15 protein-coding genes are annotated in these 17,707 nt (G+C 40.0%); 9 read left to right on the top strand and 6 right to left on the bottom strand.

Annotated elements, in window-relative coordinates; genetic code table 11:
• The first annotated feature begins 10 nt into the window (after window positions 1-10).
• From fliN to flhA, 6 genes are read left to right on the top strand one after another with little or no spacing between them, the layout of a single operon-like run.
• Window positions 11-379: a flagellar motor switch protein FliN gene (fliN, locus tag BT797_RS02380; protein ID WP_045109179.1), complete on the top strand. Its 369-nt coding sequence runs from the start codon at window positions 11-13 to the stop codon at window positions 377-379.
• Entirely contained in the window at window positions 376-1,116 is a 741-nt protein-coding gene (gene fliP / locus BT797_RS02375) for a flagellar type III secretion system pore protein FliP (RefSeq protein ID WP_139291619.1), read from the top strand. Before fliN ends, fliP begins: the two co-directional genes overlap by 4 nt.
• 2 nt (window positions 1,117-1,118) lie before the next feature.
• The gene (gene fliQ / locus BT797_RS02370) at window positions 1,119-1,388 is read left to right on the top strand and encodes a flagellar biosynthesis protein FliQ (RefSeq protein WP_045109178.1); all 270 of its coding nucleotides are present in this window, start codon (window positions 1,119-1,121) and stop codon (window positions 1,386-1,388) included.
• A 2-nt stretch (window positions 1,389-1,390) separates the two neighbouring features.
• Window positions 1,391-2,173 carry a flagellar biosynthetic protein FliR gene (gene fliR / locus BT797_RS02365; RefSeq protein ID WP_075470987.1) on the top strand — a complete coding sequence of 261 codons (783 nt, stop codon included), beginning with the start codon at window positions 1,391-1,393 and terminating at the stop codon, window positions 2,171-2,173.
• Window positions 2,166-3,293 carry a flagellar biosynthesis protein FlhB gene (gene flhB, locus BT797_RS02360; RefSeq protein WP_045109176.1) on the top strand — a complete coding sequence of 376 codons (1,128 nt, stop codon included), beginning with the start codon at window positions 2,166-2,168 and terminating at the stop codon, window positions 3,291-3,293. The genes fliR and flhB overlap by 8 nt, the downstream gene beginning before the upstream one ends.
• Window positions 3,294-3,308: 15 nt before the next feature.
• A complete protein-coding gene (gene flhA, locus BT797_RS02355; RefSeq protein ID WP_075470986.1) occupies window positions 3,309-5,384 on the top strand; it encodes a flagellar biosynthesis protein FlhA in 2,076 nt (691 codons plus the stop codon).
• Between the two features lie 66 nt (window positions 5,385-5,450).
• Here flhA and tssJ read toward each other — a convergent pair whose 3' ends face one another.
• From tssJ to guaB, 3 genes are all read right to left on the bottom strand, one after another.
• Window positions 5,451-5,936 carry a type VI secretion system lipoprotein TssJ gene (tssJ, locus tag BT797_RS02350; RefSeq protein ID WP_244534099.1) on the bottom strand — a complete coding sequence of 162 codons (486 nt, stop codon included), beginning with the start codon at window positions 5,934-5,936 and terminating at the stop codon, window positions 5,451-5,453.
• A 310-nt stretch (window positions 5,937-6,246) separates the two neighbouring features.
• Window positions 6,247-7,827: a glutamine-hydrolyzing GMP synthase gene (guaA, locus tag BT797_RS02345; RefSeq protein WP_075470984.1), complete on the bottom strand. Its 1,581-nt coding sequence runs from the start codon at window positions 7,825-7,827 to the stop codon at window positions 6,247-6,249.
• 108 nt (window positions 7,828-7,935) lie between these two features.
• Window positions 7,936-9,399 carry an IMP dehydrogenase gene (gene guaB, locus BT797_RS02340; protein ID WP_045109172.1) on the bottom strand — a complete coding sequence of 488 codons (1,464 nt, stop codon included), beginning with the start codon at window positions 9,397-9,399 and terminating at the stop codon, window positions 7,936-7,938.
• Between the two features lie 230 nt (window positions 9,400-9,629).
• On the opposite strand from guaB, the gene xseA reads away from it, so the two are divergent.
• Window positions 9,630-10,937 carry an exodeoxyribonuclease VII large subunit gene (gene xseA, locus BT797_RS02335; RefSeq protein WP_217650838.1) on the top strand — a complete coding sequence of 436 codons (1,308 nt, stop codon included), beginning with the start codon at window positions 9,630-9,632 and terminating at the stop codon, window positions 10,935-10,937.
• Between the two features lie 150 nt (window positions 10,938-11,087).
• Window positions 11,088-13,070, top strand: coding sequence for a methyl-accepting chemotaxis protein (locus BT797_RS02330; RefSeq protein WP_045109170.1), 1,983 nt, complete (start codon window positions 11,088-11,090; stop codon window positions 13,068-13,070).
• 68 nt (window positions 13,071-13,138) lie between these two features.
• Here the strand turns inward: BT797_RS02330 and BT797_RS02325 are convergent, their stop codons facing one another.
• Window positions 13,139-13,390 (bottom strand): Rho-binding antiterminator, encoded by a 252-nt coding sequence (locus BT797_RS02325; protein WP_045109169.1) that lies wholly within the window; start codon window positions 13,388-13,390, stop codon window positions 13,139-13,141.
• 362 nt (window positions 13,391-13,752) lie between these two features.
• Between BT797_RS02325 and BT797_RS02320 the strand changes: the two genes are divergently transcribed.
• Window positions 13,753-15,144, top strand: a complete 1,392-nt coding sequence (locus tag BT797_RS02320) for a nucleobase:cation symporter-2 family protein (protein WP_045109168.1) — start codon at window positions 13,753-13,755, stop codon at window positions 15,142-15,144.
• 42 nt (window positions 15,145-15,186) lie between these two features.
• Here the strand turns inward: BT797_RS02320 and BT797_RS02315 are convergent, their stop codons facing one another.
• Both BT797_RS02315 and BT797_RS02310 read right to left on the bottom strand, forming a co-directional pair.
• The gene (locus BT797_RS02315; protein WP_045109167.1) at window positions 15,187-15,528 is read right to left on the bottom strand and encodes a hypothetical protein; all 342 of its coding nucleotides are present in this window, start codon (window positions 15,526-15,528) and stop codon (window positions 15,187-15,189) included.
• Between the two features lie 145 nt (window positions 15,529-15,673).
• Window positions 15,674-17,698, bottom strand: a complete 2,025-nt coding sequence (locus tag BT797_RS02310) for a PhoX family protein (protein ID WP_045109166.1) — start codon at window positions 17,696-17,698, stop codon at window positions 15,674-15,676.
• Window positions 17,699-17,707 lie beyond the last annotated feature (9 nt).

Raw genomic sequence — 17,707 nt, 5'->3', positions numbered from 1 at the left:
GATCTAAATAATGAGTAATTTTAATGTAGGAGATATCAACTTAGATATGGATAGTATCGATAGCCTGGACGATATTTTACAAGATGATAGTTCTCTTATGACGGCAGAAAATAAGCCAATAAAGAAAGATCTTAGCTTTTTTCATAATATTCCCGTTGATGTAACACTCGAAGTGGCCAGCACTAAACTCGTCATTGGTGACTTAATGATGCTAAGCAGCGGTGCTGTTATAGAATTAGATAAGCTCGCAGATGAACCTCTTGACGTGAAAGTTAACGGGCAACTTTTAGCAACCGCTGAAGTGGTAGTTGTAAATGGTAAATACGGCGTTAAGTTAATTGATGTTGTAGATGATGTGGTGAGTGGATTAAAAGCATGAGAAAGTTCAGCATCTGCTTAGCCGTATTCTTAGCATTTATCAGTCTTTCGGCACCAGCGCATGCTGATTTAGCCTTGTTTTCTGTCAATAATGGCGGGCAATCTCAAGAATACAGTATAAAACTACAACTGTTATTACTGATGACAGCATTGAGTTTATTACCCGCTATGTTATTGATGCTGACAAGCTTCACCCGTATTGTGGTGGTGCTGGCAATATTACGACAAGCTATTGGTTTACAACAAAGTCCACCCAATCGAGTACTCGTTGGTATCGCGCTAACCCTAACGATACTGATCATGAGACCCGTATGGACTCAGATACACGAGGATGCATTCTTACCTTACGACAACGGTAATATGACACTTATTGAGGCGCTAGGAAAAGCAGAAATTCCTTTACGCAGTTTTATGCTTAAGCAAACTCGTGAAAGCGACCTTGAACAGATGCTAAAAATTGCGAATGAACCCCCAATGACCTCGGTTGATGATATCCCCTTTGTTGTCTTAATGCCTGCATTTGTCCTCAGCGAATTAAAAACAGCATTCCAGATCGGATTCATGCTGTTTCTTCCATTTCTTGTCATCGATCTTGTCGTCGCAAGTGTGCTGATGGCAATGGGCATGATGATGCTATCGCCACTTATTATTTCTTTACCTTTCAAACTGATGATATTTGTTTTAGTTGATGGTTGGGCAATGACGGTCGGTACATTAACAGCCAGTTTTGGAGGCTAACGATGACTCCAGAACAGGTTGTATCGTTAATGGGCTTAGCTGTTAACACTATTATTGCTATGGTGTCTGTATTAGTGATCCCTGGATTAGTTGTCGGCTTAATTGTCAGTGTTTTTCAAGCTGCAACACAAATCCAAGAGCAAACATTAAGCTTTTTACCAAAATTAATCGTTACTTTATTAATGGTTACATTTGCAGGTCATTGGCTATTAGCGCAAGTTAGCGCACTTTTTGATTATATGTTTTTGAATATTCCAGGACTCATCGGTTAGCTATGCTTAACTTGTCTAGTATCGAATTAATGACCATGATAGGTAAAATATGGTGGCCATTCTTTCGCATTATTTCAGCATTATGGCTATTACCTTTATTTGGTGATAATCGCATTACACCTAGTGTGCGTATTTTGTTTGCTTTAACTTTAGCGATTTTAATTTCTCCAGTGGTTCCCGTCGTAGGCAACATCAATCCTTTTTCTTTAGGTAGTATAATTTTAGCTTTAGAACAGATCTTATTTGGACTATTTTTTGGTCTCAGCTTAACGATGCTGTTTACAATGATGAAATTGATTGGTGAAATGCTTTCAATGCAAATGGGCTTATCGATGGCTGTGATGAATGATCCAAGCAGTGGTGGTAGTTCTCACGTTAACTCTCATTTACTGACTATTTTTGCTACGCTGTTATTTTTGAGTTTCAATGGCCATTTAATTGTCTTAGATATTTTAGTTGAAAGTTTTGCTACTTGGCCAATCGGCTCTTCTATTTACTTATTAAATATCGATATAGTTTTAAAACTTGTCAGTTGGATATTTATGGCCGCGCTAATGTTAGCTATGCCTGCTATTGTCGCTATGCTGTTAGTTAATATCACCTTCGGTGTCATGAACCGAAGCGCTCCGTCTTTAAACGTTTACTCATTAGGTTTTCCGATGGGCATGATGTTGGGTATCATCTGCTTAGGTCTGGTATTTCGTGTCATTCCCAACCGTTTCTTTGATTTTACGGTATTCATTCTCGAACAAATGCGATTAATTACTGGAGGATTAAATGTCTGAAAGTTCAACGCAAGATAAAACCGAAGAACCCACCCAGAAAAAACTCGATGATGCGAAAAAAGAAGGTCAGATAGCACGTTCAAAAGAGCTTGCTACCGCGGGGTTAATCTTAATAAGTGGTTCTAGTTTGAGTTGGTTCGCCCCCTCTTTTAGTGAATATTTTAGTGAATTATTTACTATTCAGATGCAGCTTACCCGAGACGTCACTCGCGACCCTCAATATATGATAGTGATGCTTGGTGAAGCAATAATCAACATGCTAAAAGTATTAATTCCATTTATTTTGGTATTAAATTTAACTACATTTTTACTCGGTATAATGCCCGGTGGATTGATCTTTGTATTAAAAAACATTAAGCCAAAAATGAGTAAAATGAACCCTCTTTCAGGGCTAAAACGCATGGTATCTAAAGACACCATTATTGAACTTATTAAGTCCATATTAAAAATTTCACTTATTGGTTTTACCCTGTATAAAGCGCTCAGCTTACATTGGCATGAATTAGCAGCAATGGCACAAATGCCTCTTTTGAACGTCCTTAACAATGCTATGTATATCATGTCTATCACCCTCTCGTTTATGGGTGCGGCTTTATTAATCGTCGCTGCAATCGACTTACCGTACCAAAAATGGTCGATGAATAAAAAGCTGAAGATGAGTAAACAAGAAATAAAAGATGAACATAAAGGCGCAGAAGGCAGCCCCGAAATAAAACAAAAAATCAAACAAATTCAACGTCAAATGAGCCAAAAAAGAATTGACTCAGCCGTGCCGACAGCTGACTTTGTCATTGTAAATCCAACTCACTATGCGGTTGCAGTTAAATACGATGCTGCGCGTAGTCAAGCACCATTTATTGTGGCTAAAGGTGTTGACAGTATGGCCCTCCGGATCAAAAGCATTGCCGCAAGTCATGATTTAGACATCATTGAAGCGCCTGAATTAACGCGTGCTATTTATCACTCAACACAAGTTGACCAAGAAATACCAGCACAATTATATACCGCTGTCGCGTATATTCTAACGCATATCATGCAACTGAATGCATACCGAAAAGGGCGCGGAAAACAACCAAATACATTACCCAACTTTGAAATCCCAGCAACGTTAAAACGTTAATTAAAGAGGTTATTCGTGAACTGGAACACAATAAAAAACATTAAAGTAAGTGTGCCGATATTCTTACTCGCAGTCCTCGCAATGGTGATGCTACCACTGCCAGCATGGATACTCGACAGCTTATTTACCTTTAACATTGTACTCTCGATACTTGTACTTTTAGTCGCGGTATCAGCAAAACGTCCACTGGATTTTTCTGTCTTTCCTACGGTGTTATTACTTGCAACCCTATTGCGATTAACGCTTAACGTCGCTTCAACCCGAATGGTACTACTGCATGGCCATGAAGGTGGAGATGCTGTGGGTAAAGTAATCCAAGCATTTGGTGAAGTCGTTATCGGCGGTAATTACGTGGTTGGTATGGTGGTCTTTATTATCTTAATGATCATCAACTTCGTTGTTATCACTAAAGGTGGTGAGCGAATTTCAGAAGTGACAGCTCGTTTTACACTTGATGCGCTACCTGGTAAACAGATGGCTATCGATGCTGATCTCAATGCTGGTATCATAGATCAAGATCAAGCTAAAACCCGCCGTACAGATGTTTCTCATGAAGCTGATTTTTATGGTGCAATGGATGGCGCCTCAAAATTCGTTCGAGGTGATGCAATTGCTGGTCTGATGATCCTTTTCATTAACCTACTTGGTGGTTTGGCCATTGGTGTATTCCAAAATGATTTAAGTGTTGCAGATGCTTTTCAACGTTTTGCATTGCTCACTATTGGTGATGGATTAGTTGCGCAAATCCCATCACTATTATTAGCAACAGCAGCAGCTATTATCGTGACGCGTATTAATAATGATGATGGTGAGTTATCAGGCCAAATTGGCCGTCAACTTTTAGCGACCCCAAGTGTCATTTATACCTCAGCAATCGTCATGCTGATACTTGGTCTCGTCCCGGGTATGCCAACATTAGTATTCTTAATCTTCGCGGCTGTACTTGCTCTCGTAGGTTGGAAACAAAAAGACCACTTAACAGATCATGCGCCAATTCAGCAAGCTGAAAAAATGGTCGAGTCATTAACAAAAAAAAATGAACAGCTTAAATGGAGTGACTTACCGGTTATCGATTGTTTGTCTATTGAACTTGGCTATCAGCTCGTTTCATTAGTCGATCAAGAACAAGATGGTGAATTACTCAATCGGATTCGAGGTATTCGCAAAACTAACTCTGAAAAGATGGGTTTTTTAATACCAGAAGTGCGTATAAAAGATAACCTAACATTAAAACCGAGTGAATATCGAATTAAGCTCAATGGGGCCAAAGTCGCAGAAGCTTCTGTAAAACATGACCAGTTACTTGCGATAAAATCAGGTGAGGTATTTGGCACCTTAGACGGTGAGATAACACGTGATCCTGCTTACAATATGGAAGCAGTTTGGATCTCTCCAAACATAAAATCAAAAGCGCTCAATCTTGGTTATTCTGTTGTCGATTGTCCAACGGTCATTGCCACACACATGAGTAAAATAATTCGTGACAATTTGTCTGAGATATTTGGTTATAATGAAAATGAGGCGCTAATGGAAAGACTTAAAAGTTTATCTCCAAAGCTCGCCGATAATATAGAGAAAGCATTAACAAATAATGATCAACTTAAAGTTTTCCGCCAGTTACTCCGAGAGCAAGTGCCATTAGTTGATATTACTAATATTGCGACCACCATTATTGATTCAGCAGAAACGACCAAAGACCCTATTTTATTAAGTTCTGATATTCGTTGCACCTTAAAACGTAGTCTGATCACGCTCGCGATTGGCGATAGAACCAAACTTAATACCTTTACGCTTGCTGATGAATTAGAACAAACGCTGCTCACGGCATTAAACCAGTCTCAACAAGAAGCTAAAACCGCAATAGATAGCTTCCCAATAGATCCAAATTTATTAAGTCAATTACAACAGAGAATGCCGACTGTAAAAGAACAATTACAACAAAATGGTCATCCTGCGACCCTATTAGTTACACCGCAACTCCGTCCATTACTTGCACGTTATGCGCGTTCCTTTGCTAAAGGATTATCTGTTTTGTCTTACAATGAGATACCTGAACATATTCAGGTTGATGTCGTAGGCACCCTAGGATAATGAATATATAAAATAAAAACCAGCTATGCGAATAGCTGGTTTGCATCCAATCTCAGAGCTGAAAAATTAGTTATCCAAGTAAGAAATTTTATTGTTCATCAGTTTAATATTAAACTCGGTATCGGAAGACAGTACGCCATCATTTAATATATGCAGCCAGCGCCAGTTCTGTTTCTCCACATTCCGAAACATAACAAACAGCGCAATATATTCAGCCTCATCAGCTTGAATAAATTCATAATCTAATTTCGAATTCGGTTTTACGGTCAATTCTTTTTTGTTCACAAGCGCAGAGCCTAAGACCAATTCATCTGCTTTCCACAACTGATCAAAACTCGCATTACGGAAAGTTGCTACGTCAGATAACTGATATACCCGCACAATAACAGGTAACGGTCCGCTGTAATCATTTGAATTAAGGTCTGCAGAAGCAGATAAATTCAATCTGACATCGGTATTACTGCATGCGGAAAGTAAGAGTAAAATAAGTATACTGGTCAACGTTTTCGCACGTTTCACACACGCACAAAAAAAGGCGGGAAATATTATCATATGCTTCAACATCCATTGTTATGAGCTAATAATTTTCGGAGTGGTATCCATATCAATAGTTGTTATAGCAAAATATCTACCAATATAAAACTATATAATATGCGCGCCCCTATTAATGGCTAATACTTAACACTAAAAATTTCATTTTTCTAATCGAACCATATGATAATTACCCGTTACTTGAACTTATCCCGCATCCACTGACAGTATGTCTAGTATTTCACTGCAAACTAAAAACCAAACAACAAAAAAGCAGCTCAAGAGCTGCTTTTCATATTCATATCAGTATGTACTGCTTAATAAGTGAGGATTATTCCCACTCAATTGTTGCAGGTGGCTTACCAGATACATCGTAAACCACACGAGAAATACCATCAATTTCATTGATAATACGGTTTGAAACATGACCGATTAAATCATACGGAAGATGTGACCAACGCGCAGTCATAAAGTCGATTGTTTCAACACAACGTAGTGATACAACCCAATCGTATTTACGGCAATCGCCCATTACGCCAACAGAGCGTACCGGTAAGAATACAACAAATGCTTGGCTTACTTTATGGTAAAGTTCCGCTTTGTGTAATTCTTCGATGAAGATAGCGTCAGCACGACGTAATAGGTCGCAATATTCTTTCTTCACTTCGCCAAGTACACGCACACCTAGACCAGGTCCAGGGAATGGGTGACGGTAAAGCATGTCGTATGGTAGACCTAATTCAAGACCAATCTTACGCACTTCATCTTTAAATAATTCACGTAATGGTTCAACAAGACCCATTGCCATATCGTCAGGTAAACCACCTACGTTATGGTGTGATTTAATCACGTGCGCTTTACCATTTTTAGTCGCAGCTGATTCGATAACGTCAGGGTAGATAGTACCTTGTGCTAACCATTTAGCATTGCTTAATTTCTTAGATTCTTCGTCAAAGATTTCAACAAATACACGGCCAATAATTTTACGTTTAGTTTCAGGATCATTTTCGCCAGCCATTTGCTCAAGGAAACGATCTTCAGCTTTAACATGAACAATATTTAGACCGAAACGATCACCAAACATATCCATTACTTGCTGACCTTCGTTTAAACGAAGTAAACCGTTATCAACGAATACACAAGTCAGCTTATCGCCAATTGCGCGTTGTAATAACATAGCAACAACAGATGAATCAACACCACCAGATAGACCTAGAATAACTTCATCATCACCGATTTGCGCTTTCATACGAGCAATTGCATCATCGATAATTGAAGTTGAAGTCCAAAGTCCGTCGCAGCCACAGATGTCTTTTGCAAAGTGAGCAAGCATACGCTCACCTTGACGAGTATGTGTTACTTCTGGGTGAAATTGAACACCGTAAAAACGTTTTTCTTCGTTTGCCATCGCAGCAAACTGACAAGTCGCTGTGTTAGCAACTGTTACAAAGCCTTCTGGAATAGCAGAAACTTTATCACCGTGGCTCATCCATACGTCTAATAGTGCTTTACCAGAATCAGATACTGCATCTTCGATAGACTTGAACAGCGCAGAAGGAGATTGCATCTCGATTTGTGCATAACCAAATTCGCCTTCGCCAGTACCTTTAATGACTTTGCCACCAAGTTGCTCAGACATTGTTTGCATACCGTAACAGATACCCAGTACAGGTACGCCTGCGTTGAATACATATTCAGGTGCACGAGGTGAACCCGCTTCTGTTACGCTTTCTGGGCCACCAGCAAGGATAATACCGTTTGGATTGAATTCACGGATTGCCGCTTCATCTACATCCCATGTCCATAATTCACAGTAAACACCGATTTCACGGATACGACGAGCGATTAACTGCGTATATTGAGAACCAAAGTCCAGAATTAGGATTTTTTGCTCATGAATATTTGTGGTCATTAAAGATATTCCTGTAAATATATTTAGTAGTAGTATTTGTAATAATAGTAAGAGGAGACACTTGTCTCCCCTTGCATTATCAGTTTCTAACTATGCGTTCAGCTAAGCTTAGTTTGAACGGTAGTTTGGCGCTTCTTTAGTCATAATCACATCGTGAACATGGCTTTCTGTGATACCAGAACCAGTGATACGAACAAATTCAGCTTTCGTGTTCATGTCATGAATCGTTGCACAACCAGTTAGACCCATTGAAGAACGGATACCACCCATTTGTTGATGGATGATTTCTTTCAATTTGCCTTTATAAGGAACACGGCCTTCAATACCTTCTGGTACTAATTTGTCGGCAGCGTTTTCTGATTGGAAGTAACGGTCAGATGAACCCTTAGACATAGCGCCTAATGAACCCATACCACGGTAAGATTTGTATGCACGACCTTGGTAAAGTTCAACTTCACCAGGTGCTTCTTCAGTACCAGCGAACATAGAACCAACCATCACACATGATGCACCAGCAGCAAGTGCTTTCGCGATATCACCAGAGAAACGGATACCACCATCAGCGATAACTGGAATACCAGTACCTTCTAATGCCGTTACAGCATCATTGATTGCGGTAATTTGTGGCACACCTACACCAGTAACGATACGGGTAGTACAGATTGAACCAGGGCCGATACCTACTTTCACACAGCTAACGCCAGCGTCAACTAATGCTAGTGCACCAGCGCCAGTTGCAACGTTACCACCGATGATTTCTAAATCAGGGTATGCCGCGCGTGTTTCTTTAATACGGTTTAAAACACCTTGAGAGTGACCGTGAGATGAATCAATTAATAATACATCAACACCGGCTTCTACTAATGCATCGATACGCTCTGCAGTAGAACCACCAGCACCAACAGCAGCACCTACACGTAAACGACCTAATTCGTCTTTACATGCATTTGGTTTTTTCTCTGCTTGTTTAAAATCTTTAACCGTGATCATACCCGTTAGTTTAAAGTCTGTATTTACTGCAAGTACTTTTTCAATACGGTGTTTGTGCATTAGGCCAAGCACTTCTTCACGAGAAGCTTTCTTTCCAACTGTCACTAAACGATCTTTCGGTGTCATCACAGATTCAACTAGGGTAGTTAAATCATCAACAAAACGTACATCACGACCAGTAATGATACCCACTAGGTCATTGGCTTCGGTTACTACAGGAAAGCCAGCAAAACCGTATTGCTTAGCTAGTTCAGCTACATCAGCAATTGTCATGTCAGGTTTTACAGTAACGGGCTCAGCAACAATACCACTTACATATTTCTTCACTAAACGTACTTCAGCTGCTTGACGTTCAATAGACATGTTTTTGTGAACGAAACCAATACCACCTTCTTCAGCTAACGCGATCGCTAAACGACCTTCAGTTACTGTGTCCATCGCAGCTGCAAGCATAGGGATGTTTAGTTGGATGTTTTTTGTTAGTTGAGTTTTTAGGTCAGCATCGTTCGGTAAAACAGTTGAATGAGCAGGTACAAGTAGTACGTCATCAAAGGTAAGGGCTTCTTTGGCAATTCTTAGCATGGGCAATATCTCACCTTGTTAAAGGTATAAAATGGACGACATAATTGGTATAAATATTGCGGACGAAGTATATGGATGCTTGTGGGTAAAAGCAAACTATATTTCAATATTTTTTAGTTTCCGTTGATCTTAATGCCTATTAAAAAGCAAATCTGCTACAATATGCCAACGCAATTACATCTAATTTTAACTGCTTAACGCTAGAGAGCCTTATTTTGAACAATGCAAATATTTATACAGTGACTCACTTAAATGCCAGCGTTAGGCAATTGCTTGAATCAGAGATGGGGACGCTATGGTTGACTGGCGAAATCTCCAACTTTGTCGCGCCGGCATCTGGACATTGGTACTTATCGCTTAAAGATAGTCGCTCACAAGTCCGCTGCGCCATGTTTAAAGGCAATAACCGCCGAGTGACATTTCGTCCAGCCAACGGCCAACAAGTATTAGCCAAAGTACGTGTAACCATGTACGAACCGCGTGGTGAATATCAATTAGTGGTTGAATCATTAAGTCCAGCTGGCGACGGTTTATTACAACAGCAATATGAACAGTTAAAAGCATCGTTAGATGCACAAGGTTATTTTGCCCAAGCACATAAAAAAGCCCTGCCCCTACATGCCAAACGCATTGGTATTGTTACTTCGGCAACCGGTGCTGCGGTACATGATATTCTGACCGTACTTGAACGTCGTAGTCCTAACTTACCGGTGATTATCTACCCAACGCTGGTGCAAGGTGCACAAGCAGCACCCGCGATTGTTAATGCTATTAATATTGCCAATCAGCGTAATGAAGTTGATTTGTTGATTGTCGGCCGCGGTGGCGGTTCATTAGAAGACTTATGGTGCTTCAATGAAGCCTCTGTTGCCCAAGCTATTTTTAACAGTCAATTACCCATTATCAGCGCCGTAGGCCACGAGATCGACGTCACTATCGCCGATTTCGTCGCCGATATGCGCGCACCAACTCCTTCTGCCGCAGCCGAACTCGTGAGTCAGGATCAAGCACACCTGCAACAACAGGTGACAAACCTGAGCCGACGTTTAAACAAAGCCATACAAACACAGCTAGCGAAAAAGAAACATCAACAGCGTTACTTACAACAAACATTGATGAACCAACACCCACAACATAAATTGCAGCAACAAAGTCAAAAGCTCGATGAACTTAGCCTACGTTTAAACCAAGCCGTTAATCGCCATATTGGTAAGCAAAAGTTACATCTAACCCAACTAACGGGTCGATTACAGTCCCACTCTCCAGTGCATAAACTAGCGGCGATGCAGCAACAACAAGCCAATTTACAAACTCGATTACACAGTGCGATGCAACGCCGTTTACAACAAGAACAAAATAATTTACAAAATCTTGTGCAACAACTCCAAACAGTTAGTCCACTAGCGACACTAACCCGTGGCTACTCCATTACGCAGAATGACAAACACCAAGTGATCACCTCTGTGGCCAAACTAAAATCTGGCGACAAGCTAGTCACGCGTTTTACCGATGGTGAAATACGTTCTACCGTCGATTAATTTTAGCTAAGTCGCTGACTTAAATGGCCTCCAATTAGATATTAATAATACTTAATTAAAAATAATCAATAAAAAAACCTTGTGATATCAGCTACTCAGCCGATAGCCTACATAGCTTTAATTTATGGGACATCACAAGGTATCTAAATCATGAATTCTATTAAAAATATGTACTCTTCCTACTTCATTGCGTTTATGCTCGCAATTATGGTATTAACAACGATCGGCATTAAAACCTTCGTCTCACCACAATTACTTGAATCTTCAGAAGACATCATTCATAAGTCATTACAAACAGTATCTGAAAATGTATTTAGTAAACTCAATAAAGTAGAAGCTCAGCAGAAAAATATCACGCAAGTGGTCCCTGAATTATCCAGTGAACAAATTGATAAATTACTGCCCGCATTGGTTGATCAATACGGTGATAGCAGCGTGTTTGGTGGCGGTATTTGGCCACTACCAGATCAGCGTCAAGAAGGTATGCGTAAATTCAGTTCTTTTGTGCACCGAGATAGTAACAATCAATTGATCTCTAATGATTATTGGAATACCGCCGCGGCACCGAATTATTTTGAACAGTCTTGGCACAGAGCCGGACAAAATGCACCAAGAGGTACGTGTGCTTGGGCGCCAGCATACAAAGATTCGGCAAGTACCGAAGCACGTACTAACTGTAGCATGGGTATCTATAAAGACGGTCGTCTGTATGGTGCGGCAACAATTGACGTAACACTCGGTTTCTTTAACCAACTTGCTAAAGACTTAGAGCGAGAGTTTGGTGGCTACATTCTAGTTGTCGAACAAGATGGTAAGATCCTTAACAATACAGCAGCTACCTCAGGAGATTTATTATTAAAAACAACCACATCTCTGGCATCACGTTCTACATTTATTAATGCCGTAAATAACAACTTAAACAATCAGAATAACAAACAGTATATTAGTTATGACGCTGAGAATGGCGAAGAGTACGCACTGTATTTTGAACCATTAGAGGGGACACCATGGTCAATTGCGTTAGCCGTTCCCGTTGCCTCTTTACATGAAAATGAGTCGGTTATTTTATCACTTATCGCGGCAATTCAATTACCACTCATGCTGGCTATTATTTGTTTTTGTTACATTACCTTTAAACGTCTGTCACAGCGCTTGATCGTACTACGTGAAAACATTGACCTACTTTCACAAGGTAATGCAGATCTAACAACGCGTGTGCAAATCAAAGCAAATGATGAAGTTGGCGATATTGGTAATTCAGTGAATAACTTTATTAATTACTTACATACGTTAATGCTGTCTGTTAATGATTCTTCAGTCAAAATATCGGGTTCGTTGGCGCAAGTTGAAGAACAAACTCAAATCACCAATAACATCGTCATTAGTCACGCGAAAGAAACAGAGCAAGCTGTGACTGCAATGGAAGAAATGAGTACCACAGCAACGATTGTAGCGACCAATGCAGCAGACGCAGCAGCAGCCACCCAGCAAATGCACGATGCTGTATCACAATCAAAAATAACGGTTATTCGCGCATCAAGTAACGTACAAACCTTACTGGATGATGTTGAAGATACCGTAGTCAATATTGAAAGCATGGCGCAGCATACTCAACAAATTAGTGCTGTACTAACCGTTATTGGCGACATTGCAGAACAAACTAACTTACTTGCACTTAATGCGGCAATTGAAGCAGCCCGAGCAGGTGAACAAGGCCGTGGTTTTGCCGTAGTAGCAGATGAAGTCAGAGCATTAGCGGCACGTACACAAAACAGTACATCAGAAATTAATACGATGTTAGCGAAGCTTAATTCAGGGGTAAATGCCGTTGTGAACGCGATGGATAAAACCAAAGAACGCTGTGTAACAACTGCAACGGATACTCAAGAAGTAAACCAAGATCTAGAAAGTATGGAAATCGCAATTTCTACTATTAGTGAACTGACTATCCAGATCGCTTCTGCTGCAGAAGAGCAAAGTACAGTAAGTAATGAAGTCACCCGTAATATGAGTGAAATACAGCACATCGTAAGCGAGTTATCAAGTAACTCCGAACATACAGCAATAACAACAACAGAACTTGGAGTAATGAATACCGAGTTGAAAGATGTTGTTGGTAAGTTTAATTTATAAGAACAGCAATCACTAACTCGACCTAAATATCAGCCTTGTTTGTTTATCACAGACAAGGCTTTTTATCTTTAATCATAATCAAAAATCACGCTCTGAAAATGAGGGTTATCGACTGTCACATCAAGTGTTAAGATCGTATCGAGTACAATCAAACGAATAACATCATCAACCGTTATCTTAATACATTCGTCTCGATTTTCATTACGTTGCGTATCGAGCCCAATACCGTATATTTCAGCACCCGATTTAAGCGTTAACTTAACCGGGTATTTGTGCATACACACTATTTCAATATAGTCATACTGATCGCATTTCATCATAGTTTATATCTCCACATTTCACTGAAACAAGTCCTAACTTTTATCATAGTCGGTGAACATATACTAATTTTAGCTCTTTACAAACTAACGCTAATATATGAATGCACTAGTTTGGAGGATATTATCAATTTAGAGCAATATTGGTGCACGCTTTGTATATAAATATAAGTTAAAACTGTATATAAATTTAAAACAAAAAAGACATGAAAACTTAATCATTTTAAAATCAAATGGATACGCAACAAAAAAATGAATGTATTCAATATTAACGCTTATTGTAAACACTGGTTCGATACTTGCTGTACATCAATGCATACATATAATGAATATGCCGACTCTCAGAAAAATAAGGAAATTAATTCATGAGCAGTAATGATGCACAGCATGAACACACAGATCTGATTTATAAATTAGATGATATTCCCCCAGTATTAGAATCTTCATTTGCTGCAATACAGCATGTCTTTGCCAGCTTTGTTAGCGTTATAACACCCACACTCATTATTGGCGGTGTATTAGGCTTAGGTGAACAACTACCTTACTTGATCAGCATGGCGCTATTGGTTTCAGGTGTCGCAACGTTTATTCAAGCTCGACGTTTTGGTCCAGTAGGCGCGGGTATGATCTGTTTACAAGGCACCAGTTTTTCCTTTTTAAGTTCAATACTCGCCGCAGGATTTATGGTTAAAGCCAATGGCGGCGGGCCCGAAGATATTCTCGCCATGATATTTGGTATTTGTTTCTTCGGTGCATTTGTAGAAATCTTTATCTCTCAGTTTATTGATAAATTAGAACGTATTTTGAATCCATTAATTACCGGTATCGTCATTACTATTATCGGTATCTCATTAATTAAAGTAGGTATGATCGATCTTGCAGGTGGTTTTAATGCACCTGACTTTGGGAACATAGAAAATCTAGCACTTGGTGGTAGCGTTCTTGCGATTATTATTTTCCTCAATAATTCAAATAATCAATGGATCCGCTTATCTTCTATCATCATCGGCTTAACCTGCGGAGTGATGATTGCCCTTGGTTTTGACATGTTCACCTTTACCGACATCAGCGATCAACCACTGTTCAGTATTCCCGTACCATTTAAGTATGGTTTTGCTTTTGATTGGATGGCATTCATTCCAGTCGCATTGATCTACTTAATTACCGCCATTGAAACAACCGGCGATCTAACAGCGAACTGTATTATCTCGCAACAGCCAATAACAGGGAAACGCTACATAGCGAGAATCAAAGGCGGCATACTGGGTGACGGCCTTAACTCAATGCTAGCAGCCACTTTTAATACTTTCCCTAATACAACATTCAGCCAGAATAACGGCGTGATCCAAATGACCGGAGTGGCAAGTCGTCACGTTGGTTATTTCATTGCTGGTATCTTAGTATTGTTAGGTTTGTTTCCTGCGATTGGCGCGATATTACAACAAATTCCAAAACCCGTGTTAGGCGGAGCTACGTTAGTAATGTTTGGTATGGTTGCAGCGACAGGTATCAAAATATTAGCCACTGAAGAATTAGACCGCCGTAAATTATTAATCATGGCGGTATCATTCGGGGTTGGTTTCGGGGTTGCTTTAGTGCCTGAATTACTAAAACAACTGCCGCAATTAGTACAGAATATTTTTGGTTCTTCAATTACTGCCGGTGGGTTAACAGCAATCATTTTAAGTTTGCTATTACCCGAAAAACGAAGCTGTAAAGTGGCTGCTGAAGAGCACGTAATTGAACAAATCAATTAACTAATTATAGCCATTTGCCCTCTTATTAATAATGAGAGGACATTAACCTAAGCGCTTCACCCAATTACCCGCATTGTCACGAGTACAATTTTCTTCACTATCAAACTTCACTTGCTTGTTAATATTTTTGAATCTCACATCAACAGCGTTAAGTGCTTGAGCTAATAATTCATGCAAATGCTGGTCTTGCTTCGATGCCGTTAATTGAGCAATATCAGCGTTGTTATCAAATACACAAGTTATTTTTAAAGATGCCGGAAAATTCGCGTAATTAACGGTATGCGTTAACCATTGAAACCCCTGAATTTCATCTTTTGCATCTTCACAAACACAAGTAAGCACTTTACATAAAGTATTATCAATCTTCTTTTCAGTTTTAGTCATATTCTGTCGGCTGTTATCTTCTGAGTATTTATAGCGCTATCCTACCGTAAATCATATCCTATAAACAATAAAGCCAACCCGAAGGCTGGCAATACTTAACAAGGTGTAATTAGCCATTAATCGCTAAAAAATTCATCGTAGTGAACTAAACCCCTACTTCCCCACCATCATTCTTACGAATAATAACGGTTGCAGCACGTGGTCGAACAGTTTGATTACTCGGTGTTTCCATCGACGCGTCATTACTATACGGCCAATTTTTAGGGTGTTGGATATTCAAAAACAGATCCGTTTGAGCAGGACTAAAAGCTAAACCTGTGACTTCAGCGCCATTTGGTCCGACAAAGAAACGTTTCAATGCAGTTTGATTATCACTGTTAATTGTCTCTAATTCACCAGCATCTTTAGTGAGTTGACTTGGTACTACAGCTAGCATCTGATCATTGGTATATTCAGTTAATTCTAGTGCACCATTATCCGTTTGGATCCACATAATACCGCGCGAATCAAATGCGAGACCATCTGGACTTGCAAACTGATTTAGCTCGTCTAATCCAGAGATATTAACTTCTGGTGATCCATCTTCTGCCGCACCAAATACAAAAATATCCCAACTAAATTGCTCAGCATCGTCACCTTCTTGCCAACGAATAATATGGCCGGCGCTATTGTTCAATCTTGGATTCGCAGGGTTAGTTTCCGTTGTACGTTTGGTATTATTAGTCAAGGTCATGTATACCGCACCATTAATAGGGTCTACGGCTGCCCATTCTGGACGATCCATTGGCGTCGCACCAACAAGATCCGCCGCACCAGCTGTATTTAGAATAATCTCAGCAAGGTTAGCAAAGTGATCAGCTAACACACCTTGCTCTTTCGTTTCCGCCGTCATAGTTAGTGGTAGCCATACACCAACCCCTTTATCGTCAAAACGAGCTACATACAAAGTACCTTGACCCATGTACTTTTCACCCACAGTTAAACGATCAGTGCGATCGGCATCACCAGGGGCCCACAACGCATCAGAAACAAATTTATAAATATATTCAAAACGAGAGTCATGCCCAGAATAAAAGACAATCGGTTTACCTTCAGTTACTTTGCCAAAAACACAACCTTCATGGCGGAAGCGTCCTAATGCGGTACGTTTAACAGCATTCGATTGATTATCATAAGGGTCTATTTCGACAATATAACCATGACCATTGGCTTCGTTACGATAATCTTCAGCCGCATTCACGCCTTTAATCGTAATATCAAAACGGCTAAATTCATCAGCGACTTCATCATCGTTACCCGCTAAATCATCCCAACCATAACGGGTATTTTTATCGTCAATGCCGATACGTAATTGATCTACGGTCTGTGTGCCAGTATTAACGAAATAACCAGGCCAGTTTTCTTCACAAGTCAGGTAGGTACCCCATGGCGTATAACCATTACCACAGTTATTAAGCGTACCACGTACTTTATCGCCATCTGTAGCGAAAGCCGTTACGAGTAATTCCTTATCAGCAACTGGGCCGCTAATATCCATAATAGTAGCACCTGTAAAGCGACGATTATGGCTATCATTTTTAACTACATCCCAAATACCATTAGTTTGCTTAATACGCACAACAGTAACACCATGCGCATTAATTTCTTTGCGTACTTCATCAAGAATTGTGCGTAAGCTATTCACATCTTTAGTCGGTCCAGCAGGATGTAATGCCTTTTGATCTATGTACTCATGATTAATACATAATAAGCCATCGGTAGAGCTACCATTTAACGGAAAATAATGCATGCCGTCATGATGCATACCCAGTGAATTAGCTTGATCTAACGCAGTATTTGAACCGTCGGCTTGCCATTCTTGAGCAAAATCATTAAGCGGTGTGCCCCAAGGTGCGAGTACTTGTGCACTGTAACCTTTAGGCACAACAACTGCGTCTAGTTTAGCCCCCGAAATAGAATCGAACCCTAATTTTAGCTTTGTTGCCAAATTTTCATCGCTCGTCGTATTCGAACAACCTGTTAAACCTATCCCACTTAACATACCAACAGCAGCCATCCCCACGCCTGCTCTTAAGATACTGCGGCGAGACAATTCTCTCTCCATTACCGCTGCGAAAGGTTCATTATTACTGTTATTATATTTAGTTGGGTCAAATGTATCTTTGCTCATGCTTTATTT

Source organism: Moritella viscosa (assembly GCF_900120065.1).
Classification (GTDB): Bacteria; Pseudomonadota; Gammaproteobacteria; order Enterobacterales; family Moritellaceae; genus Moritella; species Moritella viscosa.
This window is presented reverse-complemented; position numbering and strand designations above follow the sequence as displayed.

Excerpts from the sequence above, each read along its gene's own strand:
- fliN (WP_045109179.1), top strand. The coding sequence starts at position 11 with ATGAGTAATTTTAATGTAGGAGATATCAACTTAGATATGGATAGTATC.
- fliP (WP_139291619.1), top strand. The coding sequence starts at position 376 with ATGAGAAAGTTCAGCATCTGCTTAGCCGTATTCTTAGCATTTATCAGT.
- fliQ (WP_045109178.1), top strand. The coding sequence starts at position 1,119 with ATGACTCCAGAACAGGTTGTATCGTTAATGGGCTTAGCTGTTAACACT.
- fliR (WP_075470987.1), top strand. The coding sequence starts at position 1,391 with ATGCTTAACTTGTCTAGTATCGAATTAATGACCATGATAGGTAAAATA.
- flhB (WP_045109176.1), top strand. The coding sequence starts at position 2,166 with ATGTCTGAAAGTTCAACGCAAGATAAAACCGAAGAACCCACCCAGAAA.
- tssJ (WP_244534099.1), bottom strand. The coding sequence starts at position 5,936 with ATGATAATATTTCCCGCCTTTTTTTGTGCGTGTGTGAAACGTGCGAAA.
- guaA (WP_075470984.1), bottom strand. The coding sequence starts at position 7,827 with ATGACCACAAATATTCATGAGCAAAAAATCCTAATTCTGGACTTTGGT.
- guaB (WP_045109172.1), bottom strand. The coding sequence starts at position 9,399 with ATGCTAAGAATTGCCAAAGAAGCCCTTACCTTTGATGACGTACTACTT.
- BT797_RS02330 (WP_045109170.1), top strand. The coding sequence starts at position 11,088 with ATGAATTCTATTAAAAATATGTACTCTTCCTACTTCATTGCGTTTATG.
- BT797_RS02325 (WP_045109169.1), bottom strand. The coding sequence starts at position 13,390 with ATGATGAAATGCGATCAGTATGACTATATTGAAATAGTGTGTATGCAC.
- BT797_RS02320 (WP_045109168.1), top strand. The coding sequence starts at position 13,753 with ATGAGCAGTAATGATGCACAGCATGAACACACAGATCTGATTTATAAA.
- BT797_RS02315 (WP_045109167.1), bottom strand. The coding sequence starts at position 15,528 with ATGACTAAAACTGAAAAGAAGATTGATAATACTTTATGTAAAGTGCTT.
- BT797_RS02310 (WP_045109166.1), bottom strand. The coding sequence starts at position 17,698 with ATGAGCAAAGATACATTTGACCCAACTAAATATAATAACAGTAATAAT.